The sequence below is a fragment of the Candidatus Polarisedimenticolia bacterium genome, from assembly GCA_035764505.1.
In the GTDB taxonomy this organism is placed as follows: domain Bacteria; phylum Acidobacteriota; class Polarisedimenticolia; order Gp22-AA2; family AA152; genus AA152.
On record DASTZC010000157.1, the window covers coordinates 1 to 14,475 of the forward strand.

The 14,475-nt window shown below is 66.1% G+C and carries 14 protein-coding genes; 8 read left to right on the forward strand and 6 right to left on the reverse strand.

Translation table 11 applies throughout. The features are described 5' to 3' along the window. Together VFW45_10565 and VFW45_10570 are read left to right on the forward strand one after the other, a co-directional pair. Window positions 1-709 (forward strand): hypothetical protein (locus tag VFW45_10565; protein HEU5181228.1); only part of this gene is annotated, 709 nt, incomplete at its 5' end. 6 nt (window positions 710-715) lie between these two features. Then, window positions 716-1,207: a biotin/lipoyl-containing protein gene (locus VFW45_10570; GenBank protein ID HEU5181229.1), complete on the forward strand. Its 492-nt coding sequence runs from the start codon at window positions 716-718 to the stop codon at window positions 1,205-1,207. On the opposite strand, the gene VFW45_10575 is transcribed toward VFW45_10570, so the two are convergent. From VFW45_10575 to VFW45_10585, 3 genes are read right to left on the reverse strand one after another with little or no spacing between them, the layout of a single operon-like run. Continuing rightward, on the reverse strand, window positions 1,174-2,262 hold the full coding sequence (locus VFW45_10575) for a class I SAM-dependent methyltransferase (GenBank protein HEU5181230.1): 1,089 nt from the start codon (window positions 2,260-2,262) through the stop codon (window positions 1,174-1,176). The genes VFW45_10570 and VFW45_10575 overlap by 34 nt on opposite strands. A gap of 46 nt (window positions 2,263-2,308) precedes the next feature. Next, a complete protein-coding gene (locus VFW45_10580; protein ID HEU5181231.1) occupies window positions 2,309-3,184 on the reverse strand; it encodes a CoA ester lyase in 876 nt (291 codons plus the stop codon). Continuing rightward, entirely contained in the window at window positions 3,181-3,633 is a 453-nt protein-coding gene (locus tag VFW45_10585) for a MaoC family dehydratase (protein HEU5181232.1), read from the reverse strand. Before VFW45_10585 ends, VFW45_10580 begins: the two co-directional genes overlap by 4 nt. A gap of 62 nt (window positions 3,634-3,695) precedes the next feature. On the opposite strand from VFW45_10585, the gene VFW45_10590 reads away from it, so the two are divergent. After that, window positions 3,696-4,934, forward strand: a complete 1,239-nt coding sequence (locus tag VFW45_10590; GenBank protein ID HEU5181233.1) for an ATP-grasp domain-containing protein — start codon at window positions 3,696-3,698, stop codon at window positions 4,932-4,934. Between the two features lie 162 nt (window positions 4,935-5,096). On the opposite strand, the gene VFW45_10595 is transcribed toward VFW45_10590, so the two are convergent. Together VFW45_10595 and VFW45_10600 are read right to left on the reverse strand one after the other, a co-directional pair. Continuing rightward, window positions 5,097-6,488 carry a CUAEP/CCAEP-tail radical SAM protein gene (locus VFW45_10595; GenBank protein HEU5181234.1) on the reverse strand — a complete coding sequence of 464 codons (1,392 nt, stop codon included), beginning with the start codon at window positions 6,486-6,488 and terminating at the stop codon, window positions 5,097-5,099. 37 nt (window positions 6,489-6,525) lie between these two features. Continuing rightward, a complete protein-coding gene (locus tag VFW45_10600) occupies window positions 6,526-6,813 on the reverse strand; it encodes a NifU family protein (GenBank protein HEU5181235.1) in 288 nt (95 codons plus the stop codon). A gap of 121 nt (window positions 6,814-6,934) precedes the next feature. On the opposite strand from VFW45_10600, the gene VFW45_10605 reads away from it, so the two are divergent. The 4 genes from VFW45_10605 to VFW45_10620 all read left to right on the forward strand — a co-directional run bounded on the left by VFW45_10605 (window position 6,935) and on the right by VFW45_10620 (window position 11,459). Further along, complete coding sequence (locus VFW45_10605) at window positions 6,935-8,305, forward strand: cysteine synthase A (protein HEU5181236.1); 1,371 nt, start codon at window positions 6,935-6,937, stop codon at window positions 8,303-8,305. Window positions 8,306-8,329: 24 nt separating this feature from the next. Then, complete coding sequence (locus VFW45_10610; GenBank protein HEU5181237.1) at window positions 8,330-9,514, forward strand: pyridoxal phosphate-dependent aminotransferase; 1,185 nt, start codon at window positions 8,330-8,332, stop codon at window positions 9,512-9,514. 141 nt (window positions 9,515-9,655) lie between these two features. Then, window positions 9,656-10,702 carry a thioredoxin domain-containing protein gene (locus VFW45_10615; GenBank protein HEU5181238.1) on the forward strand — a complete coding sequence of 349 codons (1,047 nt, stop codon included), beginning with the start codon at window positions 9,656-9,658 and terminating at the stop codon, window positions 10,700-10,702. 124 nt (window positions 10,703-10,826) lie between these two features. After that, window positions 10,827-11,459: a YceI family protein gene (locus VFW45_10620; protein HEU5181239.1), complete on the forward strand. Its 633-nt coding sequence runs from the start codon at window positions 10,827-10,829 to the stop codon at window positions 11,457-11,459. Window positions 11,460-11,509: 50 nt separating this feature from the next. Here the strand turns inward: VFW45_10620 and VFW45_10625 are convergent, their stop codons facing one another. Continuing rightward, the gene (locus tag VFW45_10625; protein ID HEU5181240.1) at window positions 11,510-12,922 is read right to left on the reverse strand and encodes a TIGR00366 family protein; all 1,413 of its coding nucleotides are present in this window, start codon (window positions 12,920-12,922) and stop codon (window positions 11,510-11,512) included. A 311-nt stretch (window positions 12,923-13,233) separates the two neighbouring features. Here VFW45_10625 and VFW45_10630 point away from each other — a divergent pair, with 311 nt between their 5' ends. Then, the gene (locus VFW45_10630; protein ID HEU5181241.1) at window positions 13,234-14,475 is read left to right on the forward strand and encodes an efflux RND transporter periplasmic adaptor subunit; all 1,242 of its coding nucleotides are present in this window, start codon (window positions 13,234-13,236) and stop codon (window positions 14,473-14,475) included.

The window sequence follows — 14,475 nt, forward strand, 5'->3', positions numbered from 1 at the left end:
TGCCGGGACGGTCGAATTGATCGTGGATGGTTCGGGCGCGCTGCGGCCGGACGGGTTCTGGTTCATGGAGATGAACACGCGGCTGCAGGTGGAGCATCCGGTGACCGAGGCGATCAGCGGCGTCGATCTGGTCCAGGCGCAGCTGCGCCTGGCCGACGGGGAGCCGATCGATCCCGCGTGGGCCGGCGCCGCGGCGCGCGGACATGCGATCGAATGCCGCCTGTGCGCCGAGGACCCGCGCCGCGATTTCGTCCCGTCTCCGGGGCCGATCCTGGCCTGGAGCATGCCGGCGAGCCCCGGCGTGCGGGTGGATGCGGGATATGAGGAAGGAGACGAAGTGCCTGTTTCCTACGACTCGCTTCTCGCCAAGATCATCGTCTGGGGGGAGAGCCGGGAAGGGGCGCTGAGCCGCATGGACTCCGCGCTGCGCGAGACGGCGGTCCTGGGGCCGACCGTCAATCTCTCCTTCTTGAAAAAGCTGGTGATCCATCCGGAGTTTCGCAAGGGAGCGGCAGGGACCGACTTCCTGGGGCGCGCGGGCTTGCACGAGATGAATCCCGACTCTCCTCCGGATGAAGCTTTCATCGCCGCGGCGATGCTGGCAGCGCGGCCAAAATCGGGCGCCGCGCCCCGGCGCGGCGATGAGAGGTCCCGCGAAGGAGAGCGCAGTCCCTGGAACCGCACCGACGGGTTTCGCCTGGGAGGCTGAGCGGCGATGGCGCAAAAGATTCGCTGGGAAGACCGTGAGATCCAGGTGGAGCTCGAGGCGCTGGGAGAGGCGGCGCGCGCCCGCGTGGATGGCCGCGAGCACCGCGTCGCGCTGCGGTCGGAGCGGGCCAATGATCTGATGCTCGAGGTGGACGGACAGCGGCGGCGGATTTTCTTCGCACGCGAAGGCAAAGCGCTCCTCATAGCGCTTGATGGGGAGACCTTCCGCCTGGAGCCGATCGAGGCCGGCGCGATGCCGGGGGCGGCGCGCCATCACGACCATGGCCTGGAGGCGCCGATGCCGGGGCTGGTGCGCAGCATCGCCGTCTCGGAGGGCGATGCGGTCGTCCGCGGCCAGACGCTGGTCGTTCTCGAGGCGATGAAGATGGAGATCCGGATCACTGCGCCCGAGGACGCGCGCATCGTCAAGCTGCGCTGCGCCGTGGGCGAGCGGGTCGAGCGCGGTCAGGCGCTGGTCGACCTGGACGGTTCCGAATAAAGCAGGACGTGGCTTGCTTCGGTGCGCCCGGAGCGCAGTCCGGCCCGCCTCGCCTCCCGCCGCAACCTTCCCTTCGTGAACAGATGGATGAACGAGCGCCTGAGAGCTCCGTCGGGCGCGATCCAGCGCGAGTGGGAATCGCCCCATTCGCTTCCTTCCCGTCTCCGTCCCAGCCACTGCAGCGACAGCATCAGCGCCTCGTAGCCTCCCTTGAGGCGGCGCGCGGAAAGGAAGATTCTTCCGCCAGGCTCCAGCCATGAAGCCAGGGTTGTCAGCAGCTCCACCCGCGAGTCTTCCCAGGGAACGAAGCTGTAGACCTCGTAGGTGAAGACGACGGCGCCCAGCGAGCCGGGCCGCGCCTGGAAGAATCTCAGGTCGGCTTCCTGGAAGCTCACCGGAAGATTCAGCCGGGCCGCCTCCTGGCGGGCCAGGGCGACCATCGGTCCGCTGAAGTCGATCCCGGCTACTTCATATCCTTCGCGCGCCAGCGCGAAGCATTCCTTCCCGGTGCCGCTGCCGACCACCAGGATGCGGCGCCCCTGTGGGACCTCGGCGACGATCCAATCGCGCAGCGGCTTCTCGATGTCGTGGCCCGGGGCCGCCAGGTAGAAAGGGGCCTGTACGTCGTACTTCACCTTGACCGAATGCGCCGCGTCGTCGGCAGCCTCGAGGCGGCCGCCGAGGGCTTCGCGGATATCCAGAAGAATACGATTGGCGGCGCGGCGCAGGCGCGGTGCACGGCGCGAGGGCGCGCGCACGCGTGCCAGGACCTTGCTCTCCGGCATGCTCGAGGAAAAGACGGGATCGCCGTCGCAGGAGATGACAATTCCGCTCTCGCCCTTCGAGTCGATGCGGAACAGATCCGGGACGCCTTCGGGGCAGGCGACGACGCAATCGCCCGGCCGCAGGTCAGCCGGCTTCGGTTCGAGGGTGATTACCTGGCCGTGCCGGAAGGCCGGCGCCATGCGATCGCCTGCGTAAATCAGCTCGACGCCACCGCGCACCAGCATGTTCTGCAGGAGAAGCCTGGGGGCGTAGATGCGGGGTGCCGGCAAGAGCAGCGCCGAGAGGGGAGTCCAGCAGGGACGCAAGCGAGCCTTGTCAGGAGACTTTGCCGGCGGCGCGGGCCCGGGCCAGAAGCCTCTCGGCGGCGCGCACCATCGGCCAGTCCACCATCTTGCCGTCCAGCGCGAAAGCCCCGCGGCCGCTTGCCTGGTGCTGCGCATGGACCTCGACGAGCCGGCGGGCAGCCGCTATCGCCTCGTCGTCGGGAGTGAAAGCTTCCTGGATGATCGGCACCTGCTTCGGATGGATCGCCATCTTGCCCGCGTAGCCCATCTCCGCGGCCTCTGCCGACTCCCGCCGCAGATTCTCCTGGTCCGCGAGATCGATGAATACCGTGTCGATCGCCTGCAACGAGAAGGCGGCGGCGGCCAGCACGACGGCGCCGCGCGCCCAGGCCGCCTCGTGGCCCGCACGGGTCCGCGTCGCGCCGACATCTCCCGCCAGATCTTCCGCGCCGAACAGCAGCGCCTCGAGGCGCGGATCGGCCCCGGCGATCTCCTTCAGCTCCAAGACGCCACGGGCGCTCTCGATGAGGGCCAGAAGCGCCGCCGGCTCCAGGGAAGTGCGCCGGACCACGTCGCGCACCTGATCGGCCGATTCCACCTTGGGCAGGACGTAGCCGTCGGGATGCGCCGGCAGGATCGCCTCCATGTCGCCGGGATGCAGCTCGGAGCCGACCGGATTGACCCGTACCAGACGCTCGCTCCGCCCGAAATCGAGACGCCCCAGCGACGCGGCGACGATCTCGCGTGCCGCCGCCTTGCGGTCCTCCGCGACGCCGTCCTCGAGATCCAGAATGACGCAATCGGCGCCCGAGGCCGCGGCCTTGGCAACTTTGCGCTCGTCATCTCCCGGAACGAACAGGAGCGCGCGGCGGGCCCGCGGCTCCCGCCCCGGGGGGGAAGGCTTCATGACGGGCGGCCGAGAAATAACACGGTGCGCTCGAAGTCCACCACGATCTCCCCGTGCTGGGTCCGGCCGGTGTGACGCAGCCGGACGATTCCCTGGCCCGGTCGCGACTGCGAAGGCCGCTTTTCCAGCACCTCGGTCTCGACCCTGAGAGTGTCGCCGTGGAACACCGGGGCGGGGTGGCTGACCTTGTCGTAGGAGAGATTCGCCACGATCGTCCCTTCGGTGAGGTCACCGACCGTCAGCCCGACCGCCAGGCCGAGCGTGAAGATGCCGTTCACAATGCGTCGTCCGAAGAGAGTCCGGGAGGCGAACTCCTCGTCCAGGTGCAGGGGCTGGGTGTTGCAGGTGAGGGCGCAGAACAGGACGTTGTCGGTCTCGCTGATCGTCCTGCCAAGGGAATGCCGGATGCGCTGGCCCACCTCGAGGTCGTCGAAGTACTTGCCTGGCATGGGATCTCCTGCGCGAGGGAATGCCGGCGGAGTATAGCAGACCTGCTAGAATACCTGCCGCCATGGCTTCCCGACGCGTTCTCCTGCTGATGCCCGCCACCACCTACCGGGCCACCGACTTCATCGAAGCGGGGGCGCGCCTGGGCGTCGACGTGGCGGTGGGGACCGATCGGCACCAGACGCTCGAGTCGGCCGCGCCCGGCGGCGTCTTCACGCTCGATTTCCGCGATCCCGCCGCGGCGCTCGCGCGCATCCGGGGCTTCGCGACCCAGTTCGTTCTGGGAGGTGTCGTCGGCGTTGACGACGAGACGACGATCCTGGCGGCAGAGGCTTGCGAAGCGCTGGGATTGCCGCACAATCCCGTCGAGGCGGTGCGCGCCGCGCGCGACAAGCACCGCGCGCGTCAGCTGCTCCGTCAGGCGGGACTGCGCGTCCCGCGTTACTGGAAGCTCTCGGTAACCGAGGATCCGGTGCGCGCCGCGCAGCGCGTCGACTATCCCTGCGTCTTGAAGCCCCTGTTCCTCTCCGCGAGCCGCGGCGTCATCCGCGCCGATGACCCGCGGACCTTCACGGCGGCATTCGATCGTATTACCCGACTGCTGCAAGATCCCGAAGTGCGTGCCAAGGGAGGAGAGTCGGTCTACTCGATCCTGGTCGAATCCTACATTCCAGGGGAGGAAGTGGCGGTCGAGGCGCTTCTCACCGATGGGAAGCTGCAGCTTCTGGCGCTGTTCGACAAGCCGGACCCGCTGACCGGCCCTTTCTTCGAAGAGACGATCTACGTGACTCCTTCGCGCCATCCTGCCGGGGTCCAGGCGGAGATCCTGAGGACCACCGAGCGGGCCGCCAGGGCGCTGGGCTTGAGGGAAGGTCCGATCCATGCCGAGCTGCGGGTGAACGAGCGGGGCGCCTGGCCCCTGGAGGTGGCGGCGCGCTCCATCGGTGGATTGTGCTCGCGGACGCTGCGCTTCGGAGCGGGGGTTTCTCTCGAAGAGCTCATCCTGCGTCATGCGCTCGGGATGGACGTGGCCGATCTGCGGCGGGACGACCGGGCTTCGGGAGTCATGATGATCCCGATTCCGCGGCCGGGGAAGCTGGAGCGGTTCGGCGGGGTCGAGGCGGCACAGTCGGTTCCCGGAGTGGAGCAGGTGGTGCAGAGCATCCCACGGGGCCAGGATCTGGTGCCGCTCCCCGAAGGCTCCCGCTATCTGGGCTTCATCTTCGCACGCGGCGCAGATCCTGGATTGGTCGAGGAGGCGCTGCGACAGGCGCACCGGCGCCTGGAGATCGTCGTCACGTAAGGCCGTCGAGCCGCCCGGATCGCAAGGCGCGTCGAGCGCCGCATACCCAAAGCGGCTACGCAAGCGAGGCGCAACGCAGCGAGGCGGGGTGGATCGGCGGCCTTTTCAGACAACTCGATCGGTACTGCGCAAAGGGTCCAACTGACCCTCAGTGGGCTCGGCTCAGCAGAACCAGGACTCGGTCAGGCGCGGCAGCCGTCCACGGCGCGGACCGGGTCGCTGTCGGGGTGGCTGCCTTTTTCCTTCCGCGATTTCCCTGAAATCCTCCCGGATACGGGCAAGCGTCTTCTCGGACGCTTCACGATCCTGGGCCCCCGCCTCGACCGTGGCGGACACCAGGCGATGGAGCCGATCCATGCGCTCGTCGGGGTGGCGCCATGCGTGGCTGAAAGTTCCAGGCGCCAGCCCCGCGAGGTGCCCCGCGAGCTCGGGACGACTCAGCAGCAGCGACCCGGGAGGCACCAGGAGGCGCACCGCCAGCTGAACCGGATCCACCGCCTGCTCCAGCTCCCCACGCTCGATGAAATCGAGCAGCTCGCCATACTCGGAAAGGGTGGACCAGGGGGTGAAAGGAAGAAGCGAAGGACGCAGCGTGATCTCGGCCTGCCGGCAGAGATCCAGAGCCTTCTCGACATCCGCCCGCCGGTGTCCCTTCTCCAGAATCTCCAGAACACGATCGCTGAGAGACTCGACCGCCGAAACGATGAACAGGCAGCCCGCCGACCGGAGCTCGGGCAGGAGCCCGGCATGCATCAGCAGATGCTCGATCTTTGCCGTGAAATCGAAGCTCAGGCCCGGGAAACGCCGGCGCATCTCGCGTGCCAGGGCGAGCGAGTGCCCCGGGCCGTTCAGGAAGTCGGGATCGCCAAAAGTGACGTGCCCGGCCCCGAGCTCCACCTGCCGGGCGATGTCTTGCAGGACCGTCTCCTGGGGGACGACGAAGAAGCGCCCGTGGTAAACCGGCGGAATCGGGCAATGACGGCAGAGATGCAGACACCCGCGGCTGGCTTCGACGTAGCCGGCCGGCGTGATTTGCCCGCCGCTCTCCAGCGCAGCGTACTCGGAGAGGGGCCGAAGGTTCCGGCGGCTCGGCGGCACGAAGCGCTGGCGGCGCAGCAGCGCTGAGCGGTGATCCCCGCGCCGCATCACCGCGGGAACCGATCCCGGATCACCGCCCGATTCGAGCACGCCGGCAAGATCGACCAGGCTCTCTTCGCACTCTCCCGCCATGACCGAGTCGGCCAGACCTTCGAGCAGCTCCACCGCATTCAGAGCCGCGTAGTGTCCAAAAAAGCAGAGGTGGGCCTGCGGGTTCTCCCGGCGGATGTGTTCCGCGGCGCGCACCCCCAGCCGCAACGCGGTGTGCATCGGGACCGAAAAGGCGATGAGGCCGGCGGCGCCAACGCGCTTCATGTCCAAAGTCTCGCGGGAGAGATCGAGCGATTCGGGAAGATAGCCGGCCTGCTCGAGATGGGCCAGCGGAAGAGCCAGGCCCATCGGCTGGTGACCGAGCTCGTAGGTGGAGATGAGCAGGATGCCGCCCGGGGCGTGCAGCCGGCGGGCGGGGGAAGATCCGCCGGCGCGCTCGGGGCTATTTTGAAGGCTGGTAATAAGGATTGGTCCCACCGGCGTGGTCGGTGGTGTCCACCACCTGCTGGATCTCGGGGATCTCCTCACGGAGCATCCGCTCGATCCCCTGTTTCAGGGTGACGTTGGCCATGCCGCAGCCCTGGCAGCCGCCCCCCATCTTGAGATAGACCACGCCGTCCTTGTACTCCAGCAGCTCGATGAATCCGCCATGCCCCGCCACGGCCGGGTTGATCTGGTAATCGATGAGCTCCTGGATCTTCGTCTTCGGGTCGTTCGGTGTCTCGTCCATGACTTCCTTTCGACCGGCCGGCCTGCGTCGGCGCTTCCGGTCCGTGTATTCTAGCATTTTGCCGCGCGGAGAAGCGCCTCCAGTTGACGCCGCCCCCCTGGTCACGGCAAGATGGCCCGCCATGATGAATGTGTATGAAAACATCATCGATGCCATCGGGAAGACTCCGCTCGTCCGCCTCAACAAGCTCGGAAAAGACACCGGCGCGGCGATCTACGTGAAGCTGGAGTTCCTGAACCCCGGCAGCAGCATCAAGGACCGGATCGCCGTCCAGATGATCGAGGACGCCGAGAAATCGGGGCAGCTGGTGCCGGGCGGGACGGTGGTGGAATGCACCTCCGGGAATACCGGCATGGGGCTCGCCCTGGTCGGCGCCGCCCGGGGCTACCACACCATCCTGGTGATGCCCGACAAGGTGAGCGACGAGAAGATCAAGGCGCTGCGTGCCTTCGGCGCCAAGGTGATCTGCACCCCCACCGCCGTGACCCCCGAGGATCCGCGCAGTTACTATCAGGTCGCCCGTCGCATCGCCGAGACGACGCCCAACGCCTTCTTCGCCAATCAGTACGAGAACATGAGCAATCCCGAGGCCCACTTCCGCACCACCGGGCCGGAGATCTGGGACCAGATCGGCGATCGGCTCGACGCCATCGTCGTGGCGACGGGCACGGGGGGGACGATCAGCGGCATTGCGCGCTTCATCAAGCCGCGCAAGCCTTCGGTGAAATATGTGCTGGTCGATCCGGTGGGATCGATCTATTACGAGTACATCAAGACCGGGAACGCGCCGAAGATTCTCAAGACCTACAAGGTTGAGGGGTTCGGCGAAGACTTCATTCCCGGAACCATGGATTTGTCGGTGGTGGACGACGTCGTGCAGGTCAGCGACAAGGAGTGCTTCACCACGGCGCGCGAGCTGACCCGCAAGGAGGGGATCTTCGGCGGAGGCTCGTGCGGCGGCGCGGTTGCCGGCGCCATCAAGTTCGCGCGCGCGCACCCGGAAGCCAAGACGATCGTGGTCGTCCTTCCCGACTCCGGGTCACGCTACCTCACCAAGGTCTTCGATGACGCGTGGCTGCGGCAGAACGGCTTTCTGGAGGAGGACCTGGCGGGTCGGGCGGAAGACCTGCTGGCGCGCCGCAAGCAGAAGGTCATTGCCGCGCAGGCCGCCGATTCGGTCAAGGCGGTCCTGGATGTGATGAAAAAGCACGGGATTTCACAGGTCCCGGTGCTGGAAGGGGAGAAGCTGGTGGGAATGCTCTCCGAGTCGGGACTGCTGGGGGCGCTGCTGAGCGATCCTTCCACGGCGCACAAGTCGGCGGGTGCCTTGGCCGAGCCCACTTATGATGTGGTCGAGCCGACCGCGCCCGTCTCTCACCTCTCCGACGTCGTGGCGCAGGGGAAGGTCGCCCTGGTCATGGAAGCCGGGCGCCTCCTGGGCGTCGTCACCAAGTTCGACCTGATCGAATACCTGGCCGCCGCCAACCGCTAGCAGGTCACACGACGCAAGGACTTAATGTTTTCACGCCGCACCGCGTGGGACCGCGCCACGAACCGCCTCGCCGAGCGAGTCGAGCAGGCGCGCCGGGAAGGCGCCGGCTATCTCGACCTCACCGAAACCAATCCGACCCGCGTCGGCATCACCTATCCGGCTTCCGCAATTCTCGAGGCCCTGTCCCATCCCGAAGCGCTGGAGTACGACCCCGATCCCCAGGGACGCCTGGCGGCGCGCGAAGCCATCTGCCAGGCTTATGCCGATCGCGGGATCGCCGTGCAGCCGGAGGACATCCTTCTCACCGCGAGCACCAGCGAAGCCTACGCCTGGCTGTTCAAGCTGCTGGCCGACCCGGGGGATGAGGCCCTCGTGCCGCGTCCCAGCTATCCTCTCTTTCAATATCTCTCGGGGCTCGAAGGGGTCGAGACGATCGGTTATCCCCTCACCTTGCACGAATCCTGGGAGATCGATCTCGACGCGCTGCGTGAGGCGGTGACCCCGAAATCGCGTGCCGTCGTGGTGGTGAGCCCCAACAATCCGACCGGAAACTTCCTGAAGCGCCGCGAGCTGGAGGCTCTCGCTGCGCTCGGGGCCGAGCATGGCCTGGCGCTGGTGGGCGACGAAGTTTTCGCAGAGTATCCGCTGGTCGAGGATTCCACGAGGGCAGCGTGCATCCTGCAGGCCGAAGGTACTCTCGGTTTCAGTCTCGGCGGGCTTTCGAAGCTGGCAGGGCTACCCCAGATGAAGCTCGGCTGGATCGTGATCGGAGGGCCTGCCGGCCAGCGGGAGGAGGCGCGCCAGCGGCTGGAGATTGTGGCCGACACCTTTCTTTCGGTGGGCACTCCCGTGCAGCGCGCGGCCCCCGCTCTTCTGAAATCCGGCGCCTCGATCCGTCGCGGGATCCAGGCACGCATCGGCGCCAACCTGGAGGCGCTGAAGGCCATGGTCCCGGAGACGAGCGGCTGCCGCGTCCTGCCCTGCGAGGGGGGATGGTCGGCCGTCCTGAGGGTTCCGGCCATCATGCCGGAGGAGGAATGGGTCGTCTCCCTCTTCGAGAGGGAGAAGGTGCTCGTCCATCCCGGTTATTTCTTCGATTTCCCATCTCCCGCCTACCTGGTCCTGAGCCTCCTGCCGCGCGAGGCCGATTTCCGGGCAGGGGTGTCGGGAATCCTGGCCTTGCTGGGGACGTCCGGCGCCGCAGGATGAGAACGCGGCCCCACGCTTGGCTAAATGCCCTGGTCGACTTAGAATAGGTGCCCATCTCGGGTTCAGCGCACTGCGCCGGATGTCCCGGATCAGCTCCGTCGGGCCCCAAGAAGCTCGTCCTCAAACACCCTGGAGGTTTCGATGGCACCACGCAGGTTGACGCCGTTGTTGTCGGTCTTTCTCCTCATCTGCTTCGCTGCGATCTCGGCATGCACCTCGGCGACCTCCGGAAGCTCCAAGAAGCAGGAGGGGACGAAGGCCCCGACGGCCGTCGCCGGCGGCAATGCCGCCACGGTCGACGGGAAGCCCATCACCCTCGCGGAGCTGGACCAGAAGGTGGCCCGGCAGATCTACGATGCTCGTCAGCAGGCCCTCGACGAGATGATCAACCAGGCGCTGCTGGAGAAGGAGGCCAAGGCGCAGGGAGTGAGCGTCGATGATCTGTTGAAGAAGGAGGTCCAGGGCAAGGTCCCCGAGCCGACTCCCGCCGAGGTGGACCAGGTGTGGGAGGCCAACAAGGCCCGCATGGCCGGCCGGACCAAGGAGCAGGTGACCCCGGACATCGTCAAATGGCTCAAGGATCAGAAGGTGGCGACGGTGCAGCAGACCTTCATGCAGGGGCTGCGGGCCAAGTACAAAGTCGACGTCCTCCTCGAGCCGCCGCGCGTCGAGGTGGCGATCGACGACGATCCGGTGAAAGGCCCGGCCTCCGCTCCGATCACCATCGTCGAATTCTCCGATTTTCAGTGCCCCTACTGCAGCCGGGCCGAAGGGACCGTCAAGCAGGTGCTGGAGAAGTACCCGGGCAAGATTCGCTTCGTCTACCGCGACTTTCCGTTGAGTTTCCACAACCAGGCCCAGAAGGCGGCCGAGGCGGCGCAGTGTGCCAATGACCAGGGGAAGTTCTGGGAGTTCCACGACGCGCTCTACTCGGACCAGTCCAAGCTTTCCGTCCCCGACATGCAGGCCACGGCCGAGAAGCTCGGGATGGACGGCGCCAAGTTCAAGTCCTGCCTCGAGACCGGCAAGTTCACCGCCGAGGTGAACAAGGACGTCAAGGACGCCACCACTGCTGGCGTGAGCAGCACGCCGTCCTTCTTCATCAACGGCATTGCCGTGGTGGGGGCTCAGGGAGTGGACACCTTCTCCCAGGTCATCGACAAGGAACTGGCGAAGGGCGGCAAATAAAACCGCCGCTTCCCGAATCCGCGACGGAACCGGCGCATCGAAACGGCCGGCGATGAATTCACGGACAGACGGGCGGCGTGCGCGTGCACGCTCCCACAACACCACTCGACGGAGGAGAAGCACTGTGAAGAGATCTCGCATGCTCGCAGCCGCGTCGCTCGGAACGCTCCTGCTCGTCTCGCAGGCGGGCGCGGCGGTCGAGACCTACAAGATCGATCCCGGCCACTCACAAGTCGGATTCAGCATCCGCCATTTCTTCAGCAAGGTCCCCGGGAAGTTCAACACCTACGAGGGGACCATCGCGCTGGATCCGCAGGACCTCTCCAAGTCGGTGGTGGAAGTAAGCATCGACACGGCCAGCATCGACACCGGCAACAAGGACCGCGACAGCCACCTGCAGAGCCCTGATTTCTTCGACGCCCAGAAGTTCCCCAAGATGACCTTCAAGTCCACCTCCATCGTGCCGCAGGGGACCAACAAGGCGACGATGAAAGGAGACCTGACGATGCACGGCGTCACCAAGCCGGTCACCCTGGACGTGGAGATCCTCGGGACGGGCACGGGCATGGGAGGCAGGAAGACGGGAGGGTTCGAAGCCAAGGGGAAGCTCAACCGCCAGGATTTTGGCGTGGCCTGGAACAAGGCGCTGGAAGGGGGCGGGGCGGTCCTGGGCGACGAGGTCGAGATTGCCATCAACATCGAGGGAGTGGGCGAGAAGAAGGCGGAGGCCGCGCCCCCCGCGACGCCCAAGAAGTAACCGCTCAACACACAGAGAAAGGGCGGGGCTCCGGCCCCGCCTTTTTTATGTCAGGGAAGCATGGGGGGATGGTAAGGCAGGGTCCGGGCGAACAGCCAGCAGAAGAACAGGACCAGGGGCGTGTGGAACATGAGTTGCAAGATTGAGTAACCCGCCAGGTCTCTCGCCTTCACGTTCAGGATTCCCATCAGGGGAAGCATCCAGAAAGGATTGATCAGGTTCGGCAGTGCCTCGGCGGCGTTGTAGATCTGCACCGTCCAGCCGAGGTGCACCTGCCAGGTGTTGGCCGCCGCCATCACGTAGGGAGCCTCCAGGATCCATTTGCCGCCTCCGGAGGGGACGAAAACCCCGAGAACGGCCGAATAGAGCGCGACCACCAGCGGGAAAGTGCCGGGCGTGGAGATCTTGACGAAGAAATCGGCGAGCACCTGGGCAATCGCCGTCTTCGAGATCAGCCCGAAGATTCCGGCATAGAAGGGAAATTGGATCAGCACCCCGGCGGTGGCCGGCACCGCCCGCCCCACGGCCTGCAGGAAAGCGCGCGGCCGGCCGTGCAGCAAAAGTCCCAGGGACAGAAACGCCAGGTTGAAGTTGTTCAGGTCCAAAGCGGCGACCAGCCCTTTCTCCATTACCTGCAACGCCAGATAGACGAGCGGAATCACGGAGACCGCCATCCCCCAGAGAGGGCTGTCTTCCAGCTTCTCGGCGGGAGACAAGGCCTTCCCGGCCGGTTGCGCCGGAGATTCGAAGCGAATTCCCATCTGCGCCGCGGTGCGCGCCGCTTCCGGGCGCGGGCAGGAGTAATAGGCGACGGCCACCGAGACGGCGATGAGCACGCCCGCAAAGACCAGGTTCTGCCAGAGGAATACGGTCTGCGAGAGCGGAATCACCCCCGTGACCGGCAGCAGCGCCGCCGGGATGGAAGAGGGAGTGGCCTGCATCAGCGCCGCCGAGGAGGAAAGGCCCAATGCCCAGACGCTCCCGAGGCCGAGATAGGCGGCCGCTCCGACCGCACGGTAGTCGACTCCTTCCACTCGCCGGGTCACTTCCCGGACCAGAAGCCCGGTGAAGACGAGCGACAGCCCCCAGGAGATCATCGAGCTGGCCATGGCGAAAAAGGCCACGAAGGCCACGGCGCCACGGGCGCTTTTCGGGACCCCTCCCAGAGAGCCGATGAGACGGGCCACCGGGGCGGAGCTGGCGACGACGAAGCCCCCCAGGATGACCATGGCCATCTGCATCGTGAAAGGGACCAGGGCCCAGAAGCTGCCGCCGAACTCCCCCACGAGCTTCAGCGGCTTCTCGCCGAGAGCCAGCCCGAAAGCGAAGACCAGCAGGACCGCCGCGAGGGCAAACACGAAGGCATCGGGAAAGTAGCGATCGCTGGCGTCGGCCATGAAGCGCCCCGCGCGCTCCAGCAGCGGGGCCTTGGAGGTGTCCGGGGATTGGGTCTGCGAGGGCATCGGCCATCGGCTCCCGATGGTGAAGGGTGTCCTGATACCAGATGCCCGATCGCCAGTCAATCTTCCGGGATGCAAAGCGAGGGAGACGGAATCGGCCGTGCTAGGATCACCGAACTCGGCTCGTGAGAACCTTTTCAAAGCAGTTTCCGTACTGGTTAGCGGAAAGGGCGTGGCAGCTTCCTAGGTGACACCCGCCTTCCCCCCAGGAGGCAAGCAAACCGCAAGCAATGGATCTCGGGCCGCCAGGCCGGGCATAAGTGTTTCTGCTCACAAGGACTTTGCCCGCGGCGGCTTCTCAGGAGGGATGGGACATGGCTGGCTTGAGACGCGGACGTCGTCGCTGGATCTGGGTAGTCGTGGTGTTGATCCTGGTGGTCCTGGGAGGCGGCGCGGCTTTCTACAGCCGGGCGAATGCCCGCAACAAGCAGGCCTGGACCAGCGACGATCTCGACCTGCGGGTCGGGAAGTCGGAGATGGCCGACATCCAGGTAGCCGTCAACGAGGTGGGGACGATCGAGCCGGTGGTGAAGGTCGACGTGAAGTCGACCCTGTCGGGGAAGGTCACCGATCTCCTGGTCAAGGAAGGAGAGAAGGTCCGCCGCGGGCAGGTCCTGGCGCGGGTCGAGCCCGACGTCAACCAGGCCCAGACCCTCTCGCAGGTGCGCTCCGAGCTGACACTCGCCGAGATCGAGGCGGCCAACGCCGAGCGCAACCTCAAGACCAACCAGCGCCTCAACGAGGAAGGGCTTCTGGCCGACGAGCAGCTCAAGGATTTCCGGGTGCGCTTCGATACGGCGAAGGAAAACCTCCAGGCGGCCAAGACCAAGTCACGCATCATGGTGGAGAGTGGCATTCCCCTGGAGGGGGAGATCTCGACCTCCCAGAGGGTGAACATCGTCTCACCGATGGACGGGACGGTGGTGAAGAGGAACGTGGAGATCGGGCAGACGGTCACCTCGGGAGTCTCCTCCTTCAATGAAGGAACCGCGCTCTACACCGTGGCGGATGTCGGCTCGATGCTCATCAAGGCGTCGGTCAACGAGGTCGACATCGGCCGGGTGCGCCTGTCGATGCCGGTCATGATCACCGTCGACGCCTTTCCCTACCGGCGCTTCGACGGAAAGGTAACGCACATCTCGCCCGCCGCCCGCCTCAAGGAGAAGGTCAAGGTCTTCGACATCGAGGTGACCTTGAAGGAGCAGGTGGCCGATTTCCGCGCCGGGATGACCGCCAACATCGAGGTGCGCGGCGACAAGGTGGACAACGTCCTGGCGGTCCCGGTCGAGGGGATCTTCAAGAAGAAGGACCGCGAGGTGGTCTATCTCCTCAAGAAGCCGTTCGATGCCGCCAAGCCGGGGGAGAAGGAGCCCAAGAAGACGCGCTCCGGGAAGCTGGACGTCTCCGATGTCTGGCAGCGCTTCTTCGACGAGAAAGAGGTGAAGGTGGGGCTGGTGAGCCTCGAGAAGGCCCAGATCCAGGAAGGGCTGGAAAGCGGGGCGCAGCTGGCCCTCGAAGATCCCACCAAACCGCGCCAGGTCGACGAGAACGACTGA